Here is a 20,342-nt window from a genome sequence, read left to right on the forward strand (position 1 = left end):
AGAAACTTAATGTCACGATTTTTTATTGATCGGCCCATATTTGCATGGGTGCTTGCTATCGTTGTGATGCTGGCAGGTATCTTAGCAATTAGAAGTTTGCCGGTTGCGCAGTATCCATCCATTGCACCACCTGCAATTAGTATTCAAGCCACATACCCTGGTGCGTCGGCCCGTACTCTAGAAGATACGGTTACACAGGTTATTGAACAAAAAATGAAAGGGCTAGATGGCTTGCTCTACATGTCTTCAACCTCTGAGTCTAACGGCTCTGCGACATTAACCTTAACCTTTAGTGCAGATACAGACCCTGATATCGCACAGGTTCAAGTACAAAACAAATTGTCGCTTGCAACACCGTTATTACCAGAAGAAGTACAACGTCAGGGTGTCTCGGTTGCAAAATCGGCTCGTAACTTCTTAATGGTTGTAGGCTTTGTATCTGAAGACGGTAGTATGAACAACATCGATATCGGTGATTATGTTTCATCAAACGTGCTTGATATTATTTCGCGTGTAAACGGTGTAGGTGAAGTACAGCTGTTTGGCTCTCAATATGCAATGCGTATTTGGTTAGACCCAGCAAAGTTACTTAAATACTCGTTAACTCCTGCTGATATTAGTGCTGCAATCAGTGCTCAAAATGCGCAGGTGTCAGCAGGTCAATTAGGTGCGTTGCCAGCGGTGAGTGGCCAGCAATTAAATGCAACGGTAACTGCACAAAGCCGCTTACAAACACCTGAGCAATTTAGAAATATTTTTGTAAAAACCAATGCTGATGGTTCAGTTGTTCGTTTAAGTGACGTTGCTGATGTTGAATTAGGTGGTGAAAACTACGGTGTTGTTGCGCGTTTTAACGGCAAACCGGCATCAGGTTTAGGTGTTAAGCTTGCCAGTGGTGCTAATGCACTTGATACAGCAGATGGCGTAAAAGCCGCTCTTGCTGAACTTGAGCCTTTCTTCCCTGAAGGTTTAACAACGGTTGTTCCTTACGATACGACGCCATTCGTATCACTTTCAATTGAGAAAGTAGTAAGCACTCTAATCGAAGCTGTTGTGCTGGTGTTCTTGGTCATGTACTTATTCTTACAGAACTTCAGAGCAACACTTATTCCGACTATTGCAGTACCTGTTGTATTGCTTGGTACGTTTGCTATCTTGCAAGTGTTTGGCTTCTCAATTAATACCCTAACCATGTTTGCGATGGTACTTGCAATCGGTCTACTGGTAGATGATGCAATCGTCGTGGTTGAAAACGTTGAACGTGTTATGACTGAAGAGAACTTATCTCCTCTTGAAGCAACACGTAAATCAATGGATGAAATTAAAGGTGCCCTTGTTGGTATTGCGATGGTGCTTTCGGCAGTATTCGTGCCTATGGCGTTCTTCCCTGGCTCAACAGGGGTTATTTATCGCCAGTTCTCAATTACCTTGGTAACTGCGATGAGTTTATCAGTGTTGGTTGCATTGATTTTAACGCCAGCTTTATGTGCGACTATGCTAAAACCAAGTCATGTACATAACGATAAATCTTTATTTGGTCGTTTCTTCCTTGGCTTTAACCGAGGTTTTGACAGAACGAACTCGGGTACACAAGGTTTTGTGTCTCGCATGATCAAGCACAGTAAACGTTATTTACTTATTTACGGTTTAATCGTGGGTGGCATGGTGTTTATTTTCTCACAATTACCATCGGCATTCTTACCAGATGAAGACCAAGGTATTTTATTTAACCAAGTCAGCTTACCTGCCGGTGCGACAACAGAGCAAACGTTAAAAGTTGTTGAAAAGATGGAACATCACTTCTTAGAAGAACAATCAGAAGCGGTAAAATCTATCTTTACGGTAACAGGCTTTAGCTTTGCAGGTTCTGGTCAAAACGCGGCAATCGGCTTTGTGGGTTTAAAACACTGGGATGAGCGTCAACGCCCTGATCTAACCGTCGGTGCGGTTGCAGGTAAAGCCATGGGGTACTTCTCAACCATTAAAGAAGCATTCGTGTTTGCTTTCCCACCTCCTGCGGTTGTTGAGCTTGGTACTGCAAACGGTTTCACCTTGTTCTTACAAGATAGGGTTGGTCTAGGTCACGAAAAACTACTTGAAGCACGCAACATGTTTTTAGGTATGGCTGCACAAAACCCGGTGTTATCAGGTGTGCGCCCGAATGGTCAAGAAGATAAGCCAGAGCTTGAGCTTGATATTGATTTAGCAAAAGCCGAAGCATTAGGCCTAACGCAAGCAGATATCAATAATACGTTATCAACGGCTTGGGGTAGTAGCTATGTAAATGACTTTATTGACCGTGGTCGTGTGAAAAAAGTGTACTTACAAGGTACGCCAGAATCACGCATGGTGCCAGAAGACCTAGATGAGTGGTATGTACGTAACAATAATGGTGACATGGTGCCATTTACTGCCTTTGCTCATTCTTATTGGACTTATGGCTCACCGCGTCTTGAGCGTTATAACGGCTTCTCAGCGATGGAAATCCAAGGTGCTGCTGCACCGGGTTACAGTACGGGTCAAGCGATGGCTGAAGTTGAGAAAATGGTTAAGAAGTTACCACCGGGTGTATCGTTCGAATGGACAGGTATTTCATATGAAGAACGTTTAAGTGGTGGTCAAGCGCCATTACTTTATGCACTTTCATTATTGGTTGTATTCCTATGTTTAGCGGCGTTATATGAGAGCTGGTCAGTTCCTGCAGCGGTTATGCTCATTGTACCGCTTGGTGTCTTTGGTGCGTCGATTGCGTCATTTGTATTTAATTTATCAAACGATATTTATCTACAAGTGGGTCTATTAACCACCATAGGTTTGGCATCAAAAAATGCCATCTTAATTGTAGAGTTTGCTATTCATAAAATGGATGAAGGTATGAAACTTGTCGATGCCGCGGTAGCAGCTATTCGTCTACGGTTACGTCCAATCTTTATGACATCAATGGCATTTGTGTGTGGTGTACTACCACTGGCAATTGCATCAAGTGCAGGCTCAGGTGCACAAAACGCACTCGGTATTGCTGTTATTGGCGGTACGCTTGCGTCATCGACCATTGTGGTAATCTTTGTGCCGCTGTTCTTTGTACTGGTGCGCCGAGTATTCCCAGGCAAAACAAAATCAACTAATGAGGAGCAGGCATAATGAAAGCTAAACTTATCTCAGTGTCTGTTGCTGCACTTATGTTATCTGCCTGTAATATGGCGCCAGATATGGAGCAACGTGAATTACCTGTTGCTCAAAACTATGATACCCAAGGTACAGCAGGCGATATCAATGCGCTCAATTGGCAGTCATTTTTCAGTAATGCGCAACTTCAACAGTTGATTGCGCTAACGCTTGAAAACAACAAAGATATTAAAACTGCTGCACTGAATGTGCAGCAGGTTAGAGCAATGTATCAGATTGAAGATTCTGCACTTTACCCAAGCATTGATCTCAATGCATCGGGAACCCGTCAGCGTCTTCCGGCAGATTTATCTGGTACTGGTCAAGCAACTATCTCTGAAAACTATTCAGCAACTGTAGGCCTAACCGCTTATGAGATTGATCTTTGGGGCAAAGTACGCAACCAATCCGAGCAGGCTTTGCAAAATCTTTATTCTGCAGAATACAGTTTAACCAGTGTACGCATTAGTTTGATTTCTGAATTAGTGAATGCATGGCTTAACTATGCGACTGACAAAGAGCTATTGGCTTTAGCAAACGAGACTTTAAAATCTCAGCAGGAGTCTTTAGAGCTAACCCGTAAAACATTTGCTCTAGGTGCTGCTTCTCAGTTAACGCTATCGCAACTTGAAAGCACAGTAGCAACCGCGAAAGTTGATATCGCAAACTATCAGCGTTTATTAAAGCGTGATAAAAATGCCCTCGACTTTTTAGTGGGTAAAACAGTCACTGCGGATTTACTACCATCACAAAATATTGATGATGTACTGAGTTTACCGGATGTGCCAGTAGGGTTACCGTCTGAGCTATTGACTCAGCGACCTGATATCAAAGCTGCAGAGCATGATTTATTGGCAGCCAATGCAAATATTGGTGTGGCAAAAGCGGCATTCTATCCAAGCATCAGTTTAACCGCGAATGCGGGTACAGCTTCTGCTGACTTGAGTAATCTTTTTGATTCAGGTTCAGGTACTTGGAGTTTTGTACCTTCAGTAAACTTGCCTATTTTTAATATGGGTCGCAATCAAGCTAATCTCGATGTTGCAAAAGCACAGCAAGAAATGGCAATAACCAGTTACGAGCAAACCATTCAACAGGCATTTAAAGAAGTCTCTGATGCCCTTGCTGACCGTGAAGGTTATATGCACCAGCTAGATGCCCTGAATGATTTGTACCAAAGTAATGAGCTATCTTTTACTTTATCGGATGCGCGTTTTCAAAAAGGCGCAGACAGCTACTTGCAAGTATTGGATGCACAACGAAATTGGTACAGTGCAGGACAACAGTTAATTTTGGGTAAGCAAGCGTATTTGGCGAGCCAAATTAATTTGTATAAAGCACTGGGCGGCGGCTGGAATGCACAAAATACTGTGCAATAAATCAGCAAAAGCATAATTTATTTAAGGTTTTGCAGGTTCTTAGTTGTTTTGACTCTCCTCTAAGATTAAGATCCTGTAAACCTTGTTTAAATTAAAGTTAACCCTAGTCAGTAAAGCTTGGAGAAACCATGACGCAAAAAACAAAAAGACACAGTGACCCTGCGCTTGCCGAGGCAAGACGTAATCAAGTGCTTTGTGCCGCGGCAGATTGTTTTCGACGTAAAGGCTATCATGGCGCGGGAATGGCGGAAATCTCGAAGACTGCGGGTATGAGTGCTGGCCATATCTATAATTACTTCGCCAGTAAAGAAGCAATTATAGAATCGATTGTTGAACGTGATATGGAAGAAATGTTCTCAATCTTTAAAGAGTTTGCTGATAAACCCGGCGATCGTGTCACTGTTCTGCTAGATGGTCTTGACCGAGGCGTTGAGCGCCATACCGATTTAAATCAAGGTGCGCTTGATTTAGAAATGCTTGCCGAAGCAGCACGTAATGAAAAAGTCGCTAACTTACTGCGTGAGTCAGATATCCACGCCCGTGATTCAATGCGCGAATTATTAGTGGGTGAAAGAGGGCCGTTACAAGGAACGGCACTTGAAGAAGTGAATGCTCGTATTGAAGTGATGTTTTCTGTGATGGGGGGGCTTTTACTACGCAAAATGCTGAACCCAGATCTAGATATTAATGAATTACTTAAAGCACTTCGCCCAACAATGAAAACCTTGTTATTACCTTTTGAATAAAGCGCATCTACTAGCGCTTACTAAAGCTTTAGATAGTTACGAACTAAATTTCATGGCAATAAATCGATTTACAAAACGAAATTTTGCCTTAGTAGCATAGGGTTTTCATACCTATAAATCGACGTACTAATTAGGTGAATTGGTGTCAAATGATTGATTATTTTCACTTAACGTGAACACTCTACTAAAGTTTGCAATGTCAGCAATTGCCTTGTGATTAGCATCAACTTCAAACAACGCACTGTAGTTTATGGTGAATGCTTGTGTAGTAGGACAGGTTATTTGAACAGGCACGACAATATATGATTCATTAAAATGTGAGTCGATTTTTAAATCCCCCTCATTATGCAGCTTACAGCCTATGTCATTCTGATTCACAACCAAATGTTTAGCTAAGTATTTTAAAATACTCTCTTTTTGGCTCTTGATCTCTTGCCATGTAATTACATCATTTGTGTTAATGTCAAAAGGTATAACATGTTCTAAGTCAATAACAGCAACTTGCCATTGCCCTTTTAACACTAACTGCTCGTTTTCGGTTTTTGTTAAGTTAAGATACGCTGTACTTAATTGATGGGCGTTTATTTTAAAGCTACATGCTATTAAAAATAAAAGAGCCGCTGCTAAGATTTTCATGATAATTCCTTAATTGCTAGTGTTAGTGAGTGCTAAAAGTTTTTTATCACTGTCTAATTTAGCTTGTTGCCAGTTCATTTCTGCCCAGTATTTAGCTTTTACATTATTTTTATCTAATGTTAAGTAATACAAAGCTAAATCACTGGCATGATAGGTGTCTTGACGCCGTTCTCTTAGTATCACTCGCTTTCTCATTTTTTCTTGCCATTTATCTGATTGCTTCTCAATTTTTTCAGCTTGCGCTAAGCGTAATAATATAGCGTCTTCCAAGTTAGTATTTTCAGCAGTTAAACTTGCTAACGTTGATAATACTATCTGGTGGTTTTTCTTTGCCATTTGAGCGTCAGCCCATAGAACAACTAAACTGACAGGGGCTGTTTTTAGGTCAAGGTTACTGAGGTAAGTTATCGTTTGTTCTGGATAGCCTAACCTATAGGCCATCTCGGCGAGCACATGACGCGTGTTTCTAGTCATTGACGATTCTTTTACAATGGTTTGTAAAGCTTGATAACTTTGCTCAAGTTCACCTGTTTGACTCTTAACATCGAGAGAGCAGGTAGAAATAGTTTCCAGTCCAACTAAACCAAATAATGATAAACACTGTGCAAGTGCTTGTTCAAATCGACCTTTAACCATCAGTAAATTTGCTTTTAATAAAATAGCATTCGTATGATCAGGTTTGCGTGAGATAACTTCTGAAAGAATATTAATTGCTGCTTCAAACTCATGTTCTCTTTGTAGTAAGCGAGCATAAAAATAATGTATATCGGGATCTTCGGTTAGAGTAATTTGTTTTTCTAAATAGCTTTTTAACATACCTTGATTTGTTTCTGTTTGACCAACAAATTGGCTTTTATTAAATAAGGCGGTTAGTTGTTCTTTAGTGAATTCAGTTTCTTTCGGTTTGCTTGATAAGGCTATAACATCTTTATCATTTGGTATATAAGGATCCGCATGAGTGTAAGTGCTAAAAACGAAAGCTATGTATAAAAGATATTTCATGATTGCTCCAGAAATAGCCATCCGTGGCCAAGCTAAAAACTAATTCCCGTTTAATAGATCATCAAAATTTGCCTCAGAACCTGTATTAATAAATTCTCGACCATTCAATCGAAGAGGTTCATCATTTACATCTTGAATAAATGCGGCCCGACCAAGCGTTGCAAAGTCAACTTGTAAGGTCTCTATCGTGATACTTACTGTTGCTGTTACCTGACTATTCACACCATCACTGACTGCAAATTGAAAACTATCAGAACCGACAGTCTCTAGGTTTGGCGTATAAATATAGCTACCATCCGTATTTACATTTACAGTACCTAAACTTGGCTCACTCACTAAACTAAACGTTAACGTATCGCCATCAGGGTCTGAGCCTTCGAGCATGTCGTTAATAACGGTTTCAGTCTGAGTGGTTACCATTGCATCTTCTGCGCTAGGTGCTGAATTAACGACTTCAGTATCCATATTTTTCTTACTATCACTATCGTTACAAGCGACTAGTAAGCTAGACAATACAATGAGTGTGATACTTGAGAGTTGTAATTTACACATAATGACTCTCCTGTTTATTTAGAACCAGCAATTGGGGTAGCAAGGTATGGGAAACTGCTATCCATCATGCTTGCATCAAGAGGCGCACCATCTGTGAAAGGTACATTACCAACACTTGCATCATCTGATGTACATAAACCAAGATCAGTGTCTGTGCCATTAACAGGGATCGGATAACATAAACGGCCCATTACAACACGTAATGCGATATCAACTACATCATCACAAGGGCGACGGCCATTCGGAAAGCCAGCTAAATCATCACCTGCGACACCAAATGCTGATTGCTCATTTTGAGGTGTTGCGGCAATTGCTGTGTTTAAGCGAAGCATTTCAGATGGCGTTACTGTAGCAAGTTGATTTACACCAGGGAAACCCGTTAAAAATGCGGTGACTAAATCATTTCGTGGGAAGTTAGTCGGTGCCAATGTTTCAATATCTGTGCCCAACGTCGTATTAACAGCGTCTTTAAAGAGAATATTTAATAATTCAGGTAAAGAAGGGTGGGTAACATAGTCGGCAAATTGACCATCATCGGCAGGTGCTGAAGTAGAAAATGTGTCTTTATCTTTAAGGCCAATTACTAATTCGTTCACTAATGGGTTACCAAGACGCGAAACCTGCGTTAAAGCACCGCCATTTACCGAAGTTTTTGCAAATGCGGCATTAGGATTTAAAATGCGTGCTTGGGGCAAACTTGCCGTTGTCCAGCTACCAATTGTGCCATTCCCTTCACCTACTACACAGGCTTTTGGTACTTCTACAGCAATTGCAGTGACATTCTTCATAGCTAAGTCATCATTATCAGCTGTTTGTGTAATCCCGCCTGGGAATCCACCACCATCGCCTGCACCTGGCGCACTATCACCTTCAACAGGGACGTAATTAACTAAATCAAATGTTTTGCCTAGATTCACAACAAATGGGTCTTTTCTTTGACCTACAAACACTTTGCCCATGCCATCACATCCAGGCAGTGCGACACTATAAACAAATTGATTTGCGTACTCTTGGTATGAAGCCATTGAAGAGAATGTCTTATTACCAATGTAATCGAGAGGTTTATAAAAATCGTTGCTGCTATTGGTGGTGTTTGTCAGCATGCTTTTTGTGCCGGAACGTTGTGAGCCAGAAATTACACTCACAGTATATGACTCACTGAAATTAACGGCAGCATTATTGCCTGCTGAAACGCCACCAACATTTTTTAGAGGAACTGCGACTGTTCTTTGATTACCTTCGGGGCCGACGGTAAGAGCAACTCCCATATTGTTGTTCGGTAACATACTTTTAAAATTAAATGCGAATGTCATATCTTCAACAGCATCACCATCGTTATCAATATGGATGCTATAAGTCGCGTCTGGATCCATCGCAAAGTAGTTTGGTCCGCCATAGGCATCTTGCAAAGGAATATAATTGGCAATAAAGGTTACGTAGTCACCTCGACCTTCTTCGTAACTATTAAAAGCATAAAAGTCAGTCGAATCTAACGTTGGAAAGCGCGTAATATTAGGTGCTTCTCGGTGGCTAGATGCTTCAGAAATAGAAGTGAATAAGGTACTACATACTGCAATAGTGATTAGAGATGGTATTACTTTGTTCATGACTTTTTCCTTAGTTGTAAAATAAGTCATTGCTAGTAACGTACTGGCAATCTTATTGGATGCAAAAAAGTTAAAGTTTTTTAGAAAAAAGTAAAAAGCCGTGTTTAAACACGGCTTTTAATTTACAAAATAATGAGTTCTGTAGTGAAAAGTACCTCAGTTGGAGAGCCATTTGGCGAGCCTCCTAGAGGTTCTAAACTGATAGCGAGTAGCGAGATTTCTGTCGCATCAAACTCTATGTGTTTTGGTAATTCAAGTGTTCCCGATTTTGGAAGTAAACCTAAAGAAACCGGCGCATCTTTACCTTTTAAGATCATCCATAGTTCATAATCTTTATCAGTGCGTGGAACAAGTGCTGTTGCAGCTCGAATCGATAAGTTTTCATCTTTTACATCAATAAACCAAAGGGGTTGTTCAGCCTCATTTTTAAAAAGGGCTATTTGTTCTGATTTAACTTTCGTTATTTCCTGAGGTTGCCAAATAATTAAAGCTAACACTATACATGCAGCCGTAGCGATGAGTGACCAAGCTTGTAATATTGATGATTTAGATTTATTTGGCTTGCTTGTTATAGGTATTACCTGAGGATCGATCCTGCTAACAATTTTCTGCCAAACATGTTCATCTGGAGGCACAGATTCTATTGAACTTGCAAGGTTGTTCAAGTGTTGTTCCCACATCCAAGTTGCTTCACGTGCCCGCGTTGAAGTTAGCATTAACCGAGTGAATCTATCTCTTGCTGAACCACGTAATGTCCCCAGTACATATTCAGCCGCTAACATATCAATGAGTGTTTGATTTTCATAATTCATAGCGTTAAGCACCTTTGTAGTTGCTGTAAACCACGTCGGATCCAGCTTTTGACTGTTCCAAGCGGTGTCGCGATGTGGTCAACTAATTCGTGATGAGTCAAACCTCTATAGTATGCTAAATGAATAGCCTGTCTTTGCTGAGGATCAAGCTGTTCGATACAATCTACCAATTTGCTGTTGTCTTCATAATTAACATCAATAGGTAAATCATCTAAATGATCATTTTCATCAACAAGAGTTTGTTCCTTACGCACTTTGTGATGGCGAATCATATCTAGGCTTCGATATCTAACTATGCTGATCATCCAAGACATAACAGCGCCTTTAGATGATTGATATTCACTTGCGTTATGCCAAACTTTAACAAAAGCATCTTGTAAAGCTTCCTCGGCGTGCGCTCGATTGCCAAGCATCTTAAGACTTATTGCGAAAAGTGTTGCGCTGGTCTTCTGATATAAGTGACCAAAAGCAATTTTATCGCCTTTAGCTGTAGCACTTAATAGGGTTAATAATTCATCGTTTTCCATAGATTTCCTTTGTTATTATTAATAACGATTAGCTGACAGTTTTAGATGCAATTCATTTATGTTTTTACAAAAAGAATGGTTTAATTTTGTAAAAGTAATTCTTTTCCATTAGTTAGCGTAGCAGGGTTGCAAGACAAGGCAAACTTACATGTGAATATTATGTAAACTTGTGTAAGTTATTCATAAAGTAGTGAAAAAATGTCCTAAACTAAATTGGTAAGCTTTTTAATAATTGCTAAGTTGCTGATTTTTCATAGTCTATAAAGCTATTTAAATGGCTTTATATGGAGTGAAATTTGCAAGGTATTGTGCAATTAGAATAACAAGGAGTGATTATGTGGGCAGCATTTAGTTACTTAGCATTAGCGATTGTATTTATAATTGCGGCTATTCGCGTAGAAACTGTGTATTTTGCACTGTTTTTTTATTGGACTGCACTGTCGTTACTATTAGTCAGTGGCGCATATATTTTTAATATCGCACGTATTTTCAGAAAACGTGAAAATGGCGTTATTCCTATTTATATTCGTTGGGCTTTTATCCCCTTTTTGTTGGGTGCACAGCTTTACAATGCTTGGTCGCGTAAACACGATAAAGTACCGCCATTACAACAAATTAATGAGCATTTATTTTTAGCCTGTCGTTTATTTCCTTCAGATATAGACACCATGAAAGAAATGGGCATTACAGCTATTTTAGATGTAACTTGTGAATTTGATGGCCTTGAATGGTCTTCTACCCAAGAGAATATTCGTTATTTAAATATCCCTGTTCTTGATCATAGCGTGCCAACACGCGCTCAATTGCATCAAGCAATTAATTGGATTGACCATCAAGTAAAAGCTGATAGACGTGTGGTAGTGCACTGCGCTTTAGGACGAGGCCGTTCTGTATTTGTGATGGCAGCTTACTTACTTAGCCAAAATAAAGATGCCGATGTACACCAAGTACTCGCACAAATTAAAGAGACACGAGAAACTGCAAATTTAAACAAGCGCCAGCTGCGTCATCTAGTGCGCCGCCATCGTAGAGGTGACTTATTAATCAAAAATAAAGCTGTGCTCATTGCTAACCCTGTTTCTGGCACAAAACTGTGGGAAGCTAAACGTAAGCAAATTACATCTCGTTTGTCTGAGTATTACGATTTAACTGTTTACACCACTTCAGAGCAGGTAAATGGTACTGAGTTAGCTAAAGAAGCACTTGAATTGAACCCAGATGTAGTCATCGCCTGTGGTGGCGATGGCACTGTAACAGAGGTGGCAAGTGTACTTGTTAATACAGACTGTAAATTGGGTATTATTCCTTTAGGTACTGCCAATGCGCTAGCTCATGTATTGATGGGTATAAAATCGAAGCTTATTCCGGTAGAGCAGGCGTGTGAGTTGATAATTGAAGGGCAGGCGAGTCGGATAGATACCGCTGTGTGTAATGGCGAGCGTATGTTATTACTTGCAGGAATTGGTTTTGAACAAAAGATGATTGAAAAAGCCCATCGTGATGCAAAAAATGAGTCTGGGCAATTAGCTTATTTACAAGGGTTTTGGCAAGCATTAGGTGAGCATGAGGCGCAAGACTATATTGTTACGCTTGATAATAACGATGAGCAAACAATCAATACCACCAGTTTAATCATCGCCAACGCCGCGCCATTTACTACCTTACTTGCGCAATCTGCAGGGCAGCCAGATCACCAAGATGGTTTATTGGATGTTAACTGGCTAACACCTAGTGCCGATTCTAAAGCGAGTACTTTAAGTATTGCGGAGTTAGTGTTCTCGAGTATTACGCAAACTAGTTTTGCTATTAACAGTCACCACACAAATGCTAAACGAGTAACAGTAAGCGCAGCAAAAGGGTTGAGCTATGTTATTGATGGTGAGGTGAAAACCGCAGATAAACTAGAGGTGGAGATATCACCGAAATCGCTTTCGGTGATTGTAGCAGCTGAAGATTAAGTGGTTACTTTTTGATGCTTTTCCATTGGAAAGTGCCATCATCAGCTAGGTCATTATTGATAAAGGTATCAATATATAACTGCTCTACTTTTTCTCGTGCCCAAGGGGTCTTTCGTAAAAATTTAAGACTCGACTTTACACTTGGGTCATTTTGAAAGCAGCGTACATCGACGTGCGCTGCCATACCTTCCCAACCAAGTTTTTCTTCAAGTTTAGTAACGATGTCGGCTAATTTAACGCCATGTAACGGATTATTTGGTTGATTGTCCATGATAAATCTTAGGTTATTTGCAACCGCGCAATAGTACCCTATCTGTGCGTTTTAAGCTAATTGACGTGAATCGTTTTCGTTTGTTTAGGGTAAATAATCTCGCCATTAGCATTTAGTCTGAGCCACGCCAAATCACTGTTTGAAAAATTAGGCTGTTTGGCGCTGCAAATTAAGGTCATCTCGCCAACGACAATATAGGCACCTTCGGTATAGCGTTTATTTTCATACCAACACACTTTTTCATTGTTTAACGCCTCTTGACCATCAAGCACGATTAATGGTTTTTCCTTAGCGTGCGCTTGATTTAGAAACCCTAAAGTAAACAAAGTACTTAACAGTAAAATTTTCTTTAACAAAATACGCCTCCCGTTGGGCAGATTTGTATAACTACACTAAGCTTATGACAAGGAATAAATAATAAAAAGGTGAACACATGCAATTTGATAAAAATATGATCGATGAACTAACCCTGCTTGCAAAATTTCCTCGTAACTCTCAAATGCAGGGAATTAAAATACACTCCGATGCAGAAAACTCAATTAAAGATGCAGCAAAACGGCTTTATGATAAAGGTATTACTGATAGTCCTGATGGGGGCTACTTAACGGACTTAGGGCTCGATTTAATCAACCATGTGAGTGTGATTAACTCAGCGCTTAGATAACAAATATAAAAGGCCCGAATTGTTCGGGCCTTTTACATTAATCATACTAACGCTTAAATCGCATCTGGCTGATTTTGTGGTGCAGCATCTATAAAGGCATCAAGCTTATTACATTGCTCATAAACAGCTGCAATTTTAGGGTACTTGGTCATATCAACCTTAAAGCGCAAGGCATTAAATACTTGCGGCACTAAGCACACATCTGCAAGCGTTGGTTTGTTGCCCACACAAAACGTGTTCGCTTCATCAAGTAGCTTTTCGATACTCTCAAAGCCCACTTCTACCCAATGCTTATACCAGGTTGTTTTTGCTTCTTCATCAACACCCAGATCGTTAGCCAAGTATTTTAATACGCGCAAATTATCGATAGGGTGGATATCGCACGCTACGGCATAACATAAATTACGGATCTGAGCTTTTTGCCATGCATCACCCGTTAAAAGAGGCGTTTCTGGATGAGTTTCTTCTAGCCACTCTAAAATAGCCAGCGATTGCGCAAGTACACCTTGCTCAGTTTCTAATGCAGGCAATAACCCTTGAGGGTTCTTAGCTAGGTACTCGTCGCTTTGCTGTTCGGATTTTAATAAATTAACTGTCACCAACTCGTGATCAATGTTCTTTAAATTAAGCGCAATGCGTACTCGATATGCAGCTGATGAACGAAAATAGCTATAAAGTTTCATTATACGTCCTGTTTACCTGTGAAATGTTTTTTAATAGTGCGCCAACAGTCAGTGTAATTAGGCTGACGCTCTTTACCTTCAAGGGCATATTTAGTTGGTGAAATAACGTAACGCGATTCGAACATAAATGCCAAGGTGTTTTCGTAGCGTTGTGGTTCAAGTTTAGCATTTGATGCTTTTTCGAATACATCGGCTTCTGGACCATGTGGCGACATACAATTATGTAAGCTAGAACCACCTGGTACAAAGCCATGCTCTTTGGCATCGTAGACACCTTCGATTAGGCCCATAAACTCGCTCATGATATTACGGTGGTAATAAGGTGGACGGAATGTGTTTTCAGCCACCATCCAGCGTGGAGGGAAGATAGCAAAATCGATATTAGCGACACCTTCTGTACCCGATGGTGATGTTAATACAGTAAAGATTGATGGGTCTGGGTGATCGTAACTTACTGTATTCATAACATTGAATCTAGCAAGGTCATACTTGTAAGGTGCACTGTTACCCGTCCAAGCAACCACATCTAATGGCGAGTGGCCAATATCACAACGGAACATATTGCCGTTGAATTTAGCAACGAGTTCAAAATCACCTTCAATATCTTCGAAAGCCGCTACAGGGTAGTGGAAGTCACGGTCATTAGCATAGCCGTTGGCACCGACAGGACCGCGCTCTGGTAAAATATAGGCATGGCCATAGTTTTCACAGATATAGCCACGGGCTGTATCAGTAAGCAAATCAACTGCGAACTTAATGCCACGAGGAATTACGGCAATTTCGCCTGCACGAACGGTGAGTATCCCGCACTCGGTTCTAAGTAATAGCTCACCTTGTTGCGGCACGAATAACATTTCACCGTCAGCATTATAAAAGTAACGGTGTTGCATTGATTTATTAGCGACATAAATATGAATACCAATACCTGTTTGTGCATTGGCACTACCGTTGGCAGCCATAGTGACTAAACCATCTATAAAATCGGTTGGCTTCGTAGGAATGTCGATTGGATCCCAACGCAGCATCGTCGGTGGTGTTGGCACTTCTGTAATAGGAGCAGTGCGAATAAGGCCATTATCAATTGGCGTGTAATCACCTTGTATTACTGACGGGCGAATGCGGTAAAACCAAGTTCGACGGTTATCAGCACGGGGCGCTGTAAATGCCGTTGTGCTGAACTGCTCAGCATATAAATCGTATTTAACTTTTTGCGGGCTGAATTGACCGATAGGTAATGCACCGGGTAATGCTTCGGTTTCGAATTCATTACCAAAGCCTGTCATATATTGTAATTCGTTATTCATCACTAGACTCCTGAAAGGTTTTAGGTAAGATACTCTCATGTGAGACTAAATTCAAACTACACTGAATTTACTTGTGTAAATATTCTTTGACAGTAGTGCAGCCATGACGACAGATAATCAAACAACGCTCGATTTACAACAGTTCTTACCTTATTCACTAACTAATATTGCAATGCAAATGAGTGAACAGTTTAGTGAGCTATATCAACAGCAGTTCGATTTAACCGTGCCACAATGGCGTATAGTTGCGAATTTGGCCCAATATGGCGAGCGCACTGCTAAAGAATTATGTGATATGGCACGAATGGATAAATCAACGGTGTCTCGATCAGTAAAGTCGCTATTGACCAGAAACCTCATAACAGTAAAGGAAAACCCTAAGGACAAACGCGCAAGTTTGTTATCACTTTCCGTTGAGGGGAACCGTCTGCATGAACAAATTGTGCCATTAGCAAATGAGTGGCAAGCAGGTTTAGTGAGTGACTTAGATAGCCAAGAACTTAAACAATTTATAAGCACTCTTAGTAAGCTTTCCAATCACTTAAATAAAAATGTTTAAATCTGTAATCAAGGCTTTATAGCAATTGATTTAGACAATCGATACATATATGATAATGGCTATCATTTACAATTAGAAACTTGGATGTCCCCCCTATGAAATTAGCGTTAAACACCGTTAAAACACTAGGTCTTAGCCTAGTATTAGCATCTACTTTTATTGCCCAACCTGTATTGGCAAATGGCCCAATTGGTGAGCACGTTAATCATCTAAAAGAAAATTTAAAAGATTACTCAGAAGACGTTGAGTGGATGGTCGGTAAAGTTGACACCATGGTTACCGATTATGAAACAAAAGGCGCAAAAGCAGTTAAAAGCGATGATTTAATTGAATACTGGGAATCAGTAAAGTTTCACAGTGCGATTGAAACGAATTATGTACCGGTTTATGCATCAATCTGGCAAGGCATTTATGGTATCAAAATGGCCATTGATGACAAAAAACCAGTAAGCGAAGTACGTGAGCACCAAAAGGCCTTAAATGCTGCCTTGTGGCAGGGTCTTGGAGCTGTTAAACTTGCTGCCGACTTCCAGCAAAAAGGCTTATTAAAAGCTGTAAAAGCAACTGCTTCTGAAACAATGACGCAAAGCGCTACTATCGATGAGATCAAACATAAATTAGACCGTGTTGTTGCAAAATACGCAGAACGTTTAAGCGATGAAGCAACCCAAATAGTACACGATACTTACCTTCACTTATTCGAAGGTGTTGAAGGTACACTTATCGAAAAAGATGCGAAGTTAGTAGAAGTTCTCGAAAAAGATTTTAACGTAACCCTGCCTAAAGCTATTTCTGACAAAGGGTCTGTTGACCAAGTACGTGCAGTGGTTGTTGATATGCAAGAAAAACTAGATCGCGCTAAGGTGTTACTTGAAGAAGCCGAAAAAGCACGTAAGGATGTATTTTAGTGAAGCGTAGGACCTTTATTCAAGGCCTGGCTGCGTTTGGGGTAGTGGGCGCAATGCCGCTACCTCTTTCTCGTGCCTTTGCAGCCTCTGCTGCAAGCCCAATTTCAGTGAAAGACTTACCCGCCCTAGAGGGTGACTTAACCTTATATTTAGGCCGTGGTGAAGGTGGTTTGTACGAAAACGTACTGCAATCAATCCAAAAGAAAAACCCAAAACTTAATTTATCTATTCGCCGTGGCCCAACTGCTGCACTTGCCAACATGATAGTGGCAGAAGCGAAAGCGGGTGTTAAACGTGCTGATCTATTTTGGGCGGTTGACTCTGGTGCGATTGGCTTAGTCACAGATGCAGGTTTAGCTAAACCGCTACCATCTGACTTAGAGGCGCAGTTACAACCGCAGTTTCGTTATCCGGGCTGGGCACCAGTGACAGGTCGTATTCGTACATTGCCTTATAACACTAAGCGCCTAAGTAAAGATCAGATCCCAGAGAGCATAATGGCCATTGCTGATAGCGATTTATCTATTGGTTGGGCACCGGCTTATGCTTCTTTCCAATCATTTGTCACGGCAATGCGTATTCTTGAAGGTGAAGATAAAACCGCTAAATGGCTTAAGAAAGTTCAAAAACGTTCGAAAACTTATGCAGGCGAGCTTGGCGTAGTGATGGCTGTTGAGCGTGGTGAAGTGGATATCGGTTTTGCAAACCATTATTACACGTTACGTCTTAAGTCAGGTAAACCTGATGCTAATCTTGAGCTAGCATTCACCAATCAAGATGCCGGTTGTTTAGTTAATGCATCAGGTGTGTTATCACTGACAGACAACCCAAATGCAATGAACTTTATGCGCTACTTACTAAGTTCTGAAGTACAAAGTTACTTAGCACGTGAAGCGTACGAAATTCCATTGATCCAGGGCATTGAACAGCCTGCTGGGTTACCAGCATTAACGGATGTGTCACCGCCGAAAATCGATTTAACTCAATTGGCAGATTTAAGGCCAACACTCGACCTTATGCGCAGTAGCGGTATTTTATAATGCGCATACCTGCTTCTTATCCCATGGCGCTGCTTGCAGCGCTTTTGGCGTTAGTGCCAGTTTATATTCTGATCACCTTAGCCAGTGATGCGACGGCTGTTTTTGATAGTCACAATTTAAAAATTCTAGGTAACACCTTATCACTTATGGTGTTAACTGTTTTAGGCTCTATTTTAATTGGCGTGCCTCTGGCGTTTATCAGTGCCTATGTTCAACTTCCTTTTAAAAAGCTTTGGCTTGTTTTGTTTGCAGCGCCACTTGCTATTCCAAGTTATATTGGCGCGTTTACTTTATATGCAGCATTTGGCCCCGGTGGTGAGATAAATCAGCTGCTAGGCTTTGAAACCCCGCCTATGTATGGCTTAACGGGTGCTGCCATTGTAATGACGCTATACACATTTCCGTTTGTGATGCTAACTACGCGTTCGTCTTTACTTAGTCTCGATGCCAGCATGGTAAACGCAGCTCGCACTTTAGGCATGTCGATGCCGATGAGTGTGTTTAAAGTCATATTACCGCGCGTAATAAACGGTATAGCGGCGGGCTCATTACTGGTTGCACTTTATACCCTATCAGATTTTGGTACACCGGCGATGATGCGCCTAGATACCTTTACTCGGGTAATCTATGTTGAATATAACGCCTTTGGCTTAAGTCGTGCAGCGATGTTGTCGCTTCAATTAATGGTAATAGTAGGCTTTTTACTGTTCATCGAATCACAAATTAAAACAGCTTCAGAGCGCCACGGTAGACCGCTAATGTTATTTCCATCAAACGGGCAAAAGTTAGCCATGCTGGTGACTTTTCTACCTGTTTTATTATTGGCTATTTGTTTGCCGTTAGCCATTTTTACCCTTTGGCTTGCCCGTGATGGTGTTGCTGACTTTGATTTCAGCATTGCGTGGAACTCAGCTTATGCATCTGGCATTGCGGCTATTGTCGCTGTTGTGGTTGCTGTGCCTGTAGCGCATGCTGCCTTAAGCGGTAAAGTAGGGCGCATTATGGAACGGGTTACTTATTTCGGATTTGGTATTCCAGGTATCGTAATGGGTACTGCACTTGTTTATGGTGGCCTGCAATTACCGCTTTTATACCAAACTCTGGCATTATTAGTGATTGCCTATGTGCTGCGCTTCTTACCGTTGGCAGTTGGCTCTGTGCGAACCAGCACAGAACACTTAGATTCGAGTTTAATTAAATCAGCTCGCGTATTAGGCGCAAGCCCTCGTGAAGCATTTATGCGTATTACCTTGCCTTTAACACTGCGCGGTATCATTGCTGGTGTAGCCTTGGTATTTTTAGAATCAATGCGAGAGCTTGAAGCAACATTGTTACTCGGCCCAACAGGATTTGAAACTCTATCAACCTATTTGTGGCGAGTTTATGAAGCCGGTTATTTCGGTCGCGCTGCCATTCCTGGGCTCCTGTTAGTAGTGATATCAGCATGTGGCTTAGCTATAATGCTCTCAGGTGAAAAGCGCAGTCAATTAGAACATTAAGGATCAGTTTAATGCTATCAGTTAGTAAGCTGTCTATCGATTATGGTAGCAATCGTGTGGTAAGTGAACTTAACTTATCACTTGGGGAAAGTGAGATCCTCATGCTAGTTGGTCCAACTGGCTGTGGTAAAAGTACAATTTTACAAGCGTTAGCAGGGCTTATTCCTATCAGCGAAGGCGAAATTAACTTAGGCTCATGGCGGGCAACACCCAAATTAAAAGTGCCACCAGAAAAGCGTAAAGTAGGGATGGTATTTCAAGACTTTGCGTTATTCCCGCATTTAACAGTACAGCAAAATATTTGCTTTAGATTAACCGATACTTCAAAAGCAGATCACTGGATTAAGTTACTGGGTCTTGAAGCTTTTCGTGATAAAAAGCCCGCTACTTTATCGGGTGGTCAAAAGCAGCGTGTAGCACTTGCCCGTACATTGGCTCACGAACCTGACTTTGTATTGCTTGACGAACCGTTATCAAACCTTGATGCAGCTTTAAAAGATACCCTTCGTTGGGATATTCGTAATGCATTAAAAGATGCGGGTGTACCTGCAATTTGGGTAACCCATGACCAAGAGGAAGCCTTATCTGTCGGTGACCGAGTTGGCGTACTTAAAGAAGGGATTATTCAGCAAATAGATACCCCTGAACGCTGCTTTAGCTTACCAAGCAATCGCTTTGTTGCACGTTTCTTAGGTGAAGCAAGTTTCATTGCCGGTAATTGTGAAGGTGATATCGCCACTACTGATTTAGGTAATGCCCCAGCTATTAAGGTTGATCATGATACAGCGAAGGTTGATGTATTACTTCGCCCTGATGATATTCACCTTATTCAAAATGCACAATCGTCAAATGGTGTCGTTACATGGGTGCGCTACGAAGGTGGTAGCCGTTTATGTGCTGTAGAACTTGCCTGCAAAACAACAGTTACAAGCCGTGTAAGCCATGAAGTGGTTGTGCGGCCGAATGACCACGTACATGTATCAATTAACACAACTCATCCGCTGGCCGTATATTCGCGCTAACTAATAAA

Annotated in this window: 20 protein-coding genes; 10 read left to right on the forward strand and 10 right to left on the reverse strand. The window is 41.1% G+C overall.

Annotated elements, in window-relative coordinates:
- The first annotated feature begins 9 nt into the window (after positions 1-9).
- The 3 genes from L1266_RS09065 (at position 10) to L1266_RS09075 (ending at position 5,290) form a co-directional block, all read left to right on the forward strand.
- Positions 10-3,141 carry an efflux RND transporter permease subunit gene (locus tag L1266_RS09065; protein WP_138599814.1) on the forward strand — a complete coding sequence of 1,044 codons (3,132 nt, stop codon included), beginning with the start codon at positions 10-12 and terminating at the stop codon, positions 3,139-3,141.
- Positions 3,141-4,544, forward strand: coding sequence for an efflux transporter outer membrane subunit (locus L1266_RS09070; protein WP_235377366.1), 1,404 nt, complete (start codon positions 3,141-3,143; stop codon positions 4,542-4,544). The genes L1266_RS09065 and L1266_RS09070 overlap by 1 nt, the downstream gene beginning before the upstream one ends.
- 128 nt (positions 4,545-4,672) lie before the next feature.
- Positions 4,673-5,290, forward strand: coding sequence for a TetR/AcrR family transcriptional regulator (locus L1266_RS09075; protein ID WP_235377367.1), 618 nt, complete (start codon positions 4,673-4,675; stop codon positions 5,288-5,290).
- Between the two features lie 126 nt (positions 5,291-5,416).
- On the opposite strand, the gene L1266_RS09080 is transcribed toward L1266_RS09075, so the two are convergent.
- The 6 genes from L1266_RS09080 to L1266_RS09105 form a co-directional block, all read right to left on the reverse strand.
- Complete coding sequence (locus tag L1266_RS09080) at positions 5,417-5,926, reverse strand: hypothetical protein (protein WP_054552178.1); 510 nt, start codon at positions 5,924-5,926, stop codon at positions 5,417-5,419.
- Positions 5,927-5,935: 9 nt separating this feature from the next.
- The gene (locus L1266_RS09085; RefSeq protein WP_235377368.1) at positions 5,936-6,928 is read right to left on the reverse strand and encodes a tetratricopeptide repeat protein; all 993 of its coding nucleotides are present in this window, start codon (positions 6,926-6,928) and stop codon (positions 5,936-5,938) included.
- 39 nt (positions 6,929-6,967) lie between these two features.
- Positions 6,968-7,480 (reverse strand): Ig-like domain-containing protein, encoded by a 513-nt coding sequence (locus L1266_RS09090; RefSeq protein WP_138617319.1) that lies wholly within the window; start codon positions 7,478-7,480, stop codon positions 6,968-6,970.
- A gap of 14 nt (positions 7,481-7,494) precedes the next feature.
- Positions 7,495-9,087: a DUF4331 domain-containing protein gene (locus L1266_RS09095; protein WP_235377369.1), complete on the reverse strand. Its 1,593-nt coding sequence runs from the start codon at positions 9,085-9,087 to the stop codon at positions 7,495-7,497.
- 122 nt (positions 9,088-9,209) lie between these two features.
- The gene (locus L1266_RS09100) at positions 9,210-9,899 is read right to left on the reverse strand and encodes an anti-sigma factor (protein ID WP_054552182.1); all 690 of its coding nucleotides are present in this window, start codon (positions 9,897-9,899) and stop codon (positions 9,210-9,212) included.
- A complete protein-coding gene (locus L1266_RS09105) occupies positions 9,896-10,426 on the reverse strand; it encodes a sigma-70 family RNA polymerase sigma factor (protein ID WP_138599809.1) in 531 nt (176 codons plus the stop codon). Before L1266_RS09105 ends, L1266_RS09100 begins: the two co-directional genes overlap by 4 nt.
- 335 nt (positions 10,427-10,761) lie before the next feature.
- Between L1266_RS09105 and L1266_RS09110 the strand changes: the two genes are divergently transcribed.
- Positions 10,762-12,384 carry a diacylglycerol kinase family protein gene (locus tag L1266_RS09110; protein WP_235377370.1) on the forward strand — a complete coding sequence of 541 codons (1,623 nt, stop codon included), beginning with the start codon at positions 10,762-10,764 and terminating at the stop codon, positions 12,382-12,384.
- A 4-nt stretch (positions 12,385-12,388) separates the two neighbouring features.
- Here the strand turns inward: L1266_RS09110 and L1266_RS09115 are convergent, their stop codons facing one another.
- Positions 12,389-12,655 carry a VF530 family DNA-binding protein gene (locus L1266_RS09115; RefSeq protein ID WP_054552185.1) on the reverse strand — a complete coding sequence of 89 codons (267 nt, stop codon included), beginning with the start codon at positions 12,653-12,655 and terminating at the stop codon, positions 12,389-12,391.
- 56 nt (positions 12,656-12,711) lie between these two features.
- On the reverse strand, positions 12,712-13,011 hold the full coding sequence (locus L1266_RS09120) for a DUF1496 domain-containing protein (protein ID WP_054552186.1): 300 nt from the start codon (positions 13,009-13,011) through the stop codon (positions 12,712-12,714).
- A gap of 77 nt (positions 13,012-13,088) precedes the next feature.
- On the opposite strand from L1266_RS09120, the gene L1266_RS09125 reads away from it, so the two are divergent.
- Positions 13,089-13,319 carry a TIGR02647 family protein gene (locus tag L1266_RS09125; protein ID WP_054552187.1) on the forward strand — a complete coding sequence of 77 codons (231 nt, stop codon included), beginning with the start codon at positions 13,089-13,091 and terminating at the stop codon, positions 13,317-13,319.
- A gap of 53 nt (positions 13,320-13,372) precedes the next feature.
- Here the strand turns inward: L1266_RS09125 and maiA are convergent, their stop codons facing one another.
- A complete protein-coding gene (gene maiA / locus L1266_RS09130) occupies positions 13,373-14,002 on the reverse strand; it encodes a maleylacetoacetate isomerase (protein WP_063530108.1) in 630 nt (209 codons plus the stop codon).
- Positions 14,002-15,306, reverse strand: a complete 1,305-nt coding sequence (hmgA, locus tag L1266_RS09135; protein WP_235377371.1) for a homogentisate 1,2-dioxygenase — start codon at positions 15,304-15,306, stop codon at positions 14,002-14,004. The genes maiA and hmgA overlap by 1 nt, the downstream gene beginning before the upstream one ends.
- Before the next feature lie 103 nt (positions 15,307-15,409).
- Between hmgA and L1266_RS09140 the strand changes: the two genes are divergently transcribed.
- The 5 genes from L1266_RS09140 (at position 15,410) to L1266_RS09160 (ending at position 20,334) form a co-directional block, all read left to right on the forward strand.
- Positions 15,410-15,865 (forward strand): MarR family winged helix-turn-helix transcriptional regulator, encoded by a 456-nt coding sequence (locus L1266_RS09140; protein WP_235377372.1) that lies wholly within the window; start codon positions 15,410-15,412, stop codon positions 15,863-15,865.
- A 95-nt stretch (positions 15,866-15,960) separates the two neighbouring features.
- Positions 15,961-16,773, forward strand: coding sequence for a hypothetical protein (locus tag L1266_RS09145; RefSeq protein ID WP_235377373.1), 813 nt, complete (start codon positions 15,961-15,963; stop codon positions 16,771-16,773).
- The gene (locus L1266_RS09150; RefSeq protein WP_235377374.1) at positions 16,773-17,813 is read left to right on the forward strand and encodes an extracellular solute-binding protein; all 1,041 of its coding nucleotides are present in this window, start codon (positions 16,773-16,775) and stop codon (positions 17,811-17,813) included. The genes L1266_RS09145 and L1266_RS09150 overlap by 1 nt, the downstream gene beginning before the upstream one ends.
- Positions 17,813-19,312, forward strand: a complete 1,500-nt coding sequence (locus L1266_RS09155; protein ID WP_235377375.1) for an ABC transporter permease — start codon at positions 17,813-17,815, stop codon at positions 19,310-19,312. Before L1266_RS09150 ends, L1266_RS09155 begins: the two co-directional genes overlap by 1 nt.
- 11 nt (positions 19,313-19,323) lie before the next feature.
- A complete protein-coding gene (locus L1266_RS09160; protein WP_235377376.1) occupies positions 19,324-20,334 on the forward strand; it encodes an ABC transporter ATP-binding protein in 1,011 nt (336 codons plus the stop codon).
- The last annotated feature ends 8 nt before the right edge of the window (positions 20,335-20,342 follow it).

Source organism: Pseudoalteromonas sp. Cn5-37 (genome assembly GCF_021532495.1).
Classification (GTDB): Bacteria; Pseudomonadota; Gammaproteobacteria; order Enterobacterales; family Alteromonadaceae; genus Pseudoalteromonas; species Pseudoalteromonas simplex.

Bases quoted from the DNA above. Each gene is read 5' to 3' on its own strand.
- L1266_RS09065 (WP_138599814.1), top strand. From the start codon at position 10: ATGTCACGATTTTTTATTGATCGGCCCATATTTGCATGGGTGCTTGCT.
- L1266_RS09070 (WP_235377366.1), top strand. From the start codon at position 3,141: ATGAAAGCTAAACTTATCTCAGTGTCTGTTGCTGCACTTATGTTATCT.
- L1266_RS09075 (WP_235377367.1), top strand. From the start codon at position 4,673: ATGACGCAAAAAACAAAAAGACACAGTGACCCTGCGCTTGCCGAGGCA.
- L1266_RS09080 (WP_054552178.1), bottom strand. From the start codon at position 5,926: ATGAAAATCTTAGCAGCGGCTCTTTTATTTTTAATAGCATGTAGCTTT.
- L1266_RS09085 (WP_235377368.1), bottom strand. From the start codon at position 6,928: ATGAAATATCTTTTATACATAGCTTTCGTTTTTAGCACTTACACTCAT.
- L1266_RS09090 (WP_138617319.1), bottom strand. From the start codon at position 7,480: ATGTGTAAATTACAACTCTCAAGTATCACACTCATTGTATTGTCTAGC.
- L1266_RS09095 (WP_235377369.1), bottom strand. From the start codon at position 9,087: ATGAACAAAGTAATACCATCTCTAATCACTATTGCAGTATGTAGTACC.
- L1266_RS09100 (WP_054552182.1), bottom strand. From the start codon at position 9,899: ATGAATTATGAAAATCAAACACTCATTGATATGTTAGCGGCTGAATAT.
- L1266_RS09105 (WP_138599809.1), bottom strand. From the start codon at position 10,426: ATGGAAAACGATGAATTATTAACCCTATTAAGTGCTACAGCTAAAGGC.
- L1266_RS09110 (WP_235377370.1), top strand. From the start codon at position 10,762: ATGTGGGCAGCATTTAGTTACTTAGCATTAGCGATTGTATTTATAATT.
- L1266_RS09115 (WP_054552185.1), bottom strand. From the start codon at position 12,655: ATGGACAATCAACCAAATAATCCGTTACATGGCGTTAAATTAGCCGAC.
- L1266_RS09125 (WP_054552187.1), top strand. From the start codon at position 13,089: ATGCAATTTGATAAAAATATGATCGATGAACTAACCCTGCTTGCAAAA.
- maiA (WP_063530108.1), bottom strand. From the start codon at position 14,002: ATGAAACTTTATAGCTATTTTCGTTCATCAGCTGCATATCGAGTACGC.
- hmgA (WP_235377371.1), bottom strand. From the start codon at position 15,306: ATGAATAACGAATTACAATATATGACAGGCTTTGGTAATGAATTCGAA.
- L1266_RS09140 (WP_235377372.1), top strand. From the start codon at position 15,410: ATGACGACAGATAATCAAACAACGCTCGATTTACAACAGTTCTTACCT.
- L1266_RS09145 (WP_235377373.1), top strand. From the start codon at position 15,961: ATGAAATTAGCGTTAAACACCGTTAAAACACTAGGTCTTAGCCTAGTA.
- L1266_RS09155 (WP_235377375.1), top strand. From the start codon at position 17,813: ATGCGCATACCTGCTTCTTATCCCATGGCGCTGCTTGCAGCGCTTTTG.
- L1266_RS09160 (WP_235377376.1), top strand. From the start codon at position 19,324: ATGCTATCAGTTAGTAAGCTGTCTATCGATTATGGTAGCAATCGTGTG.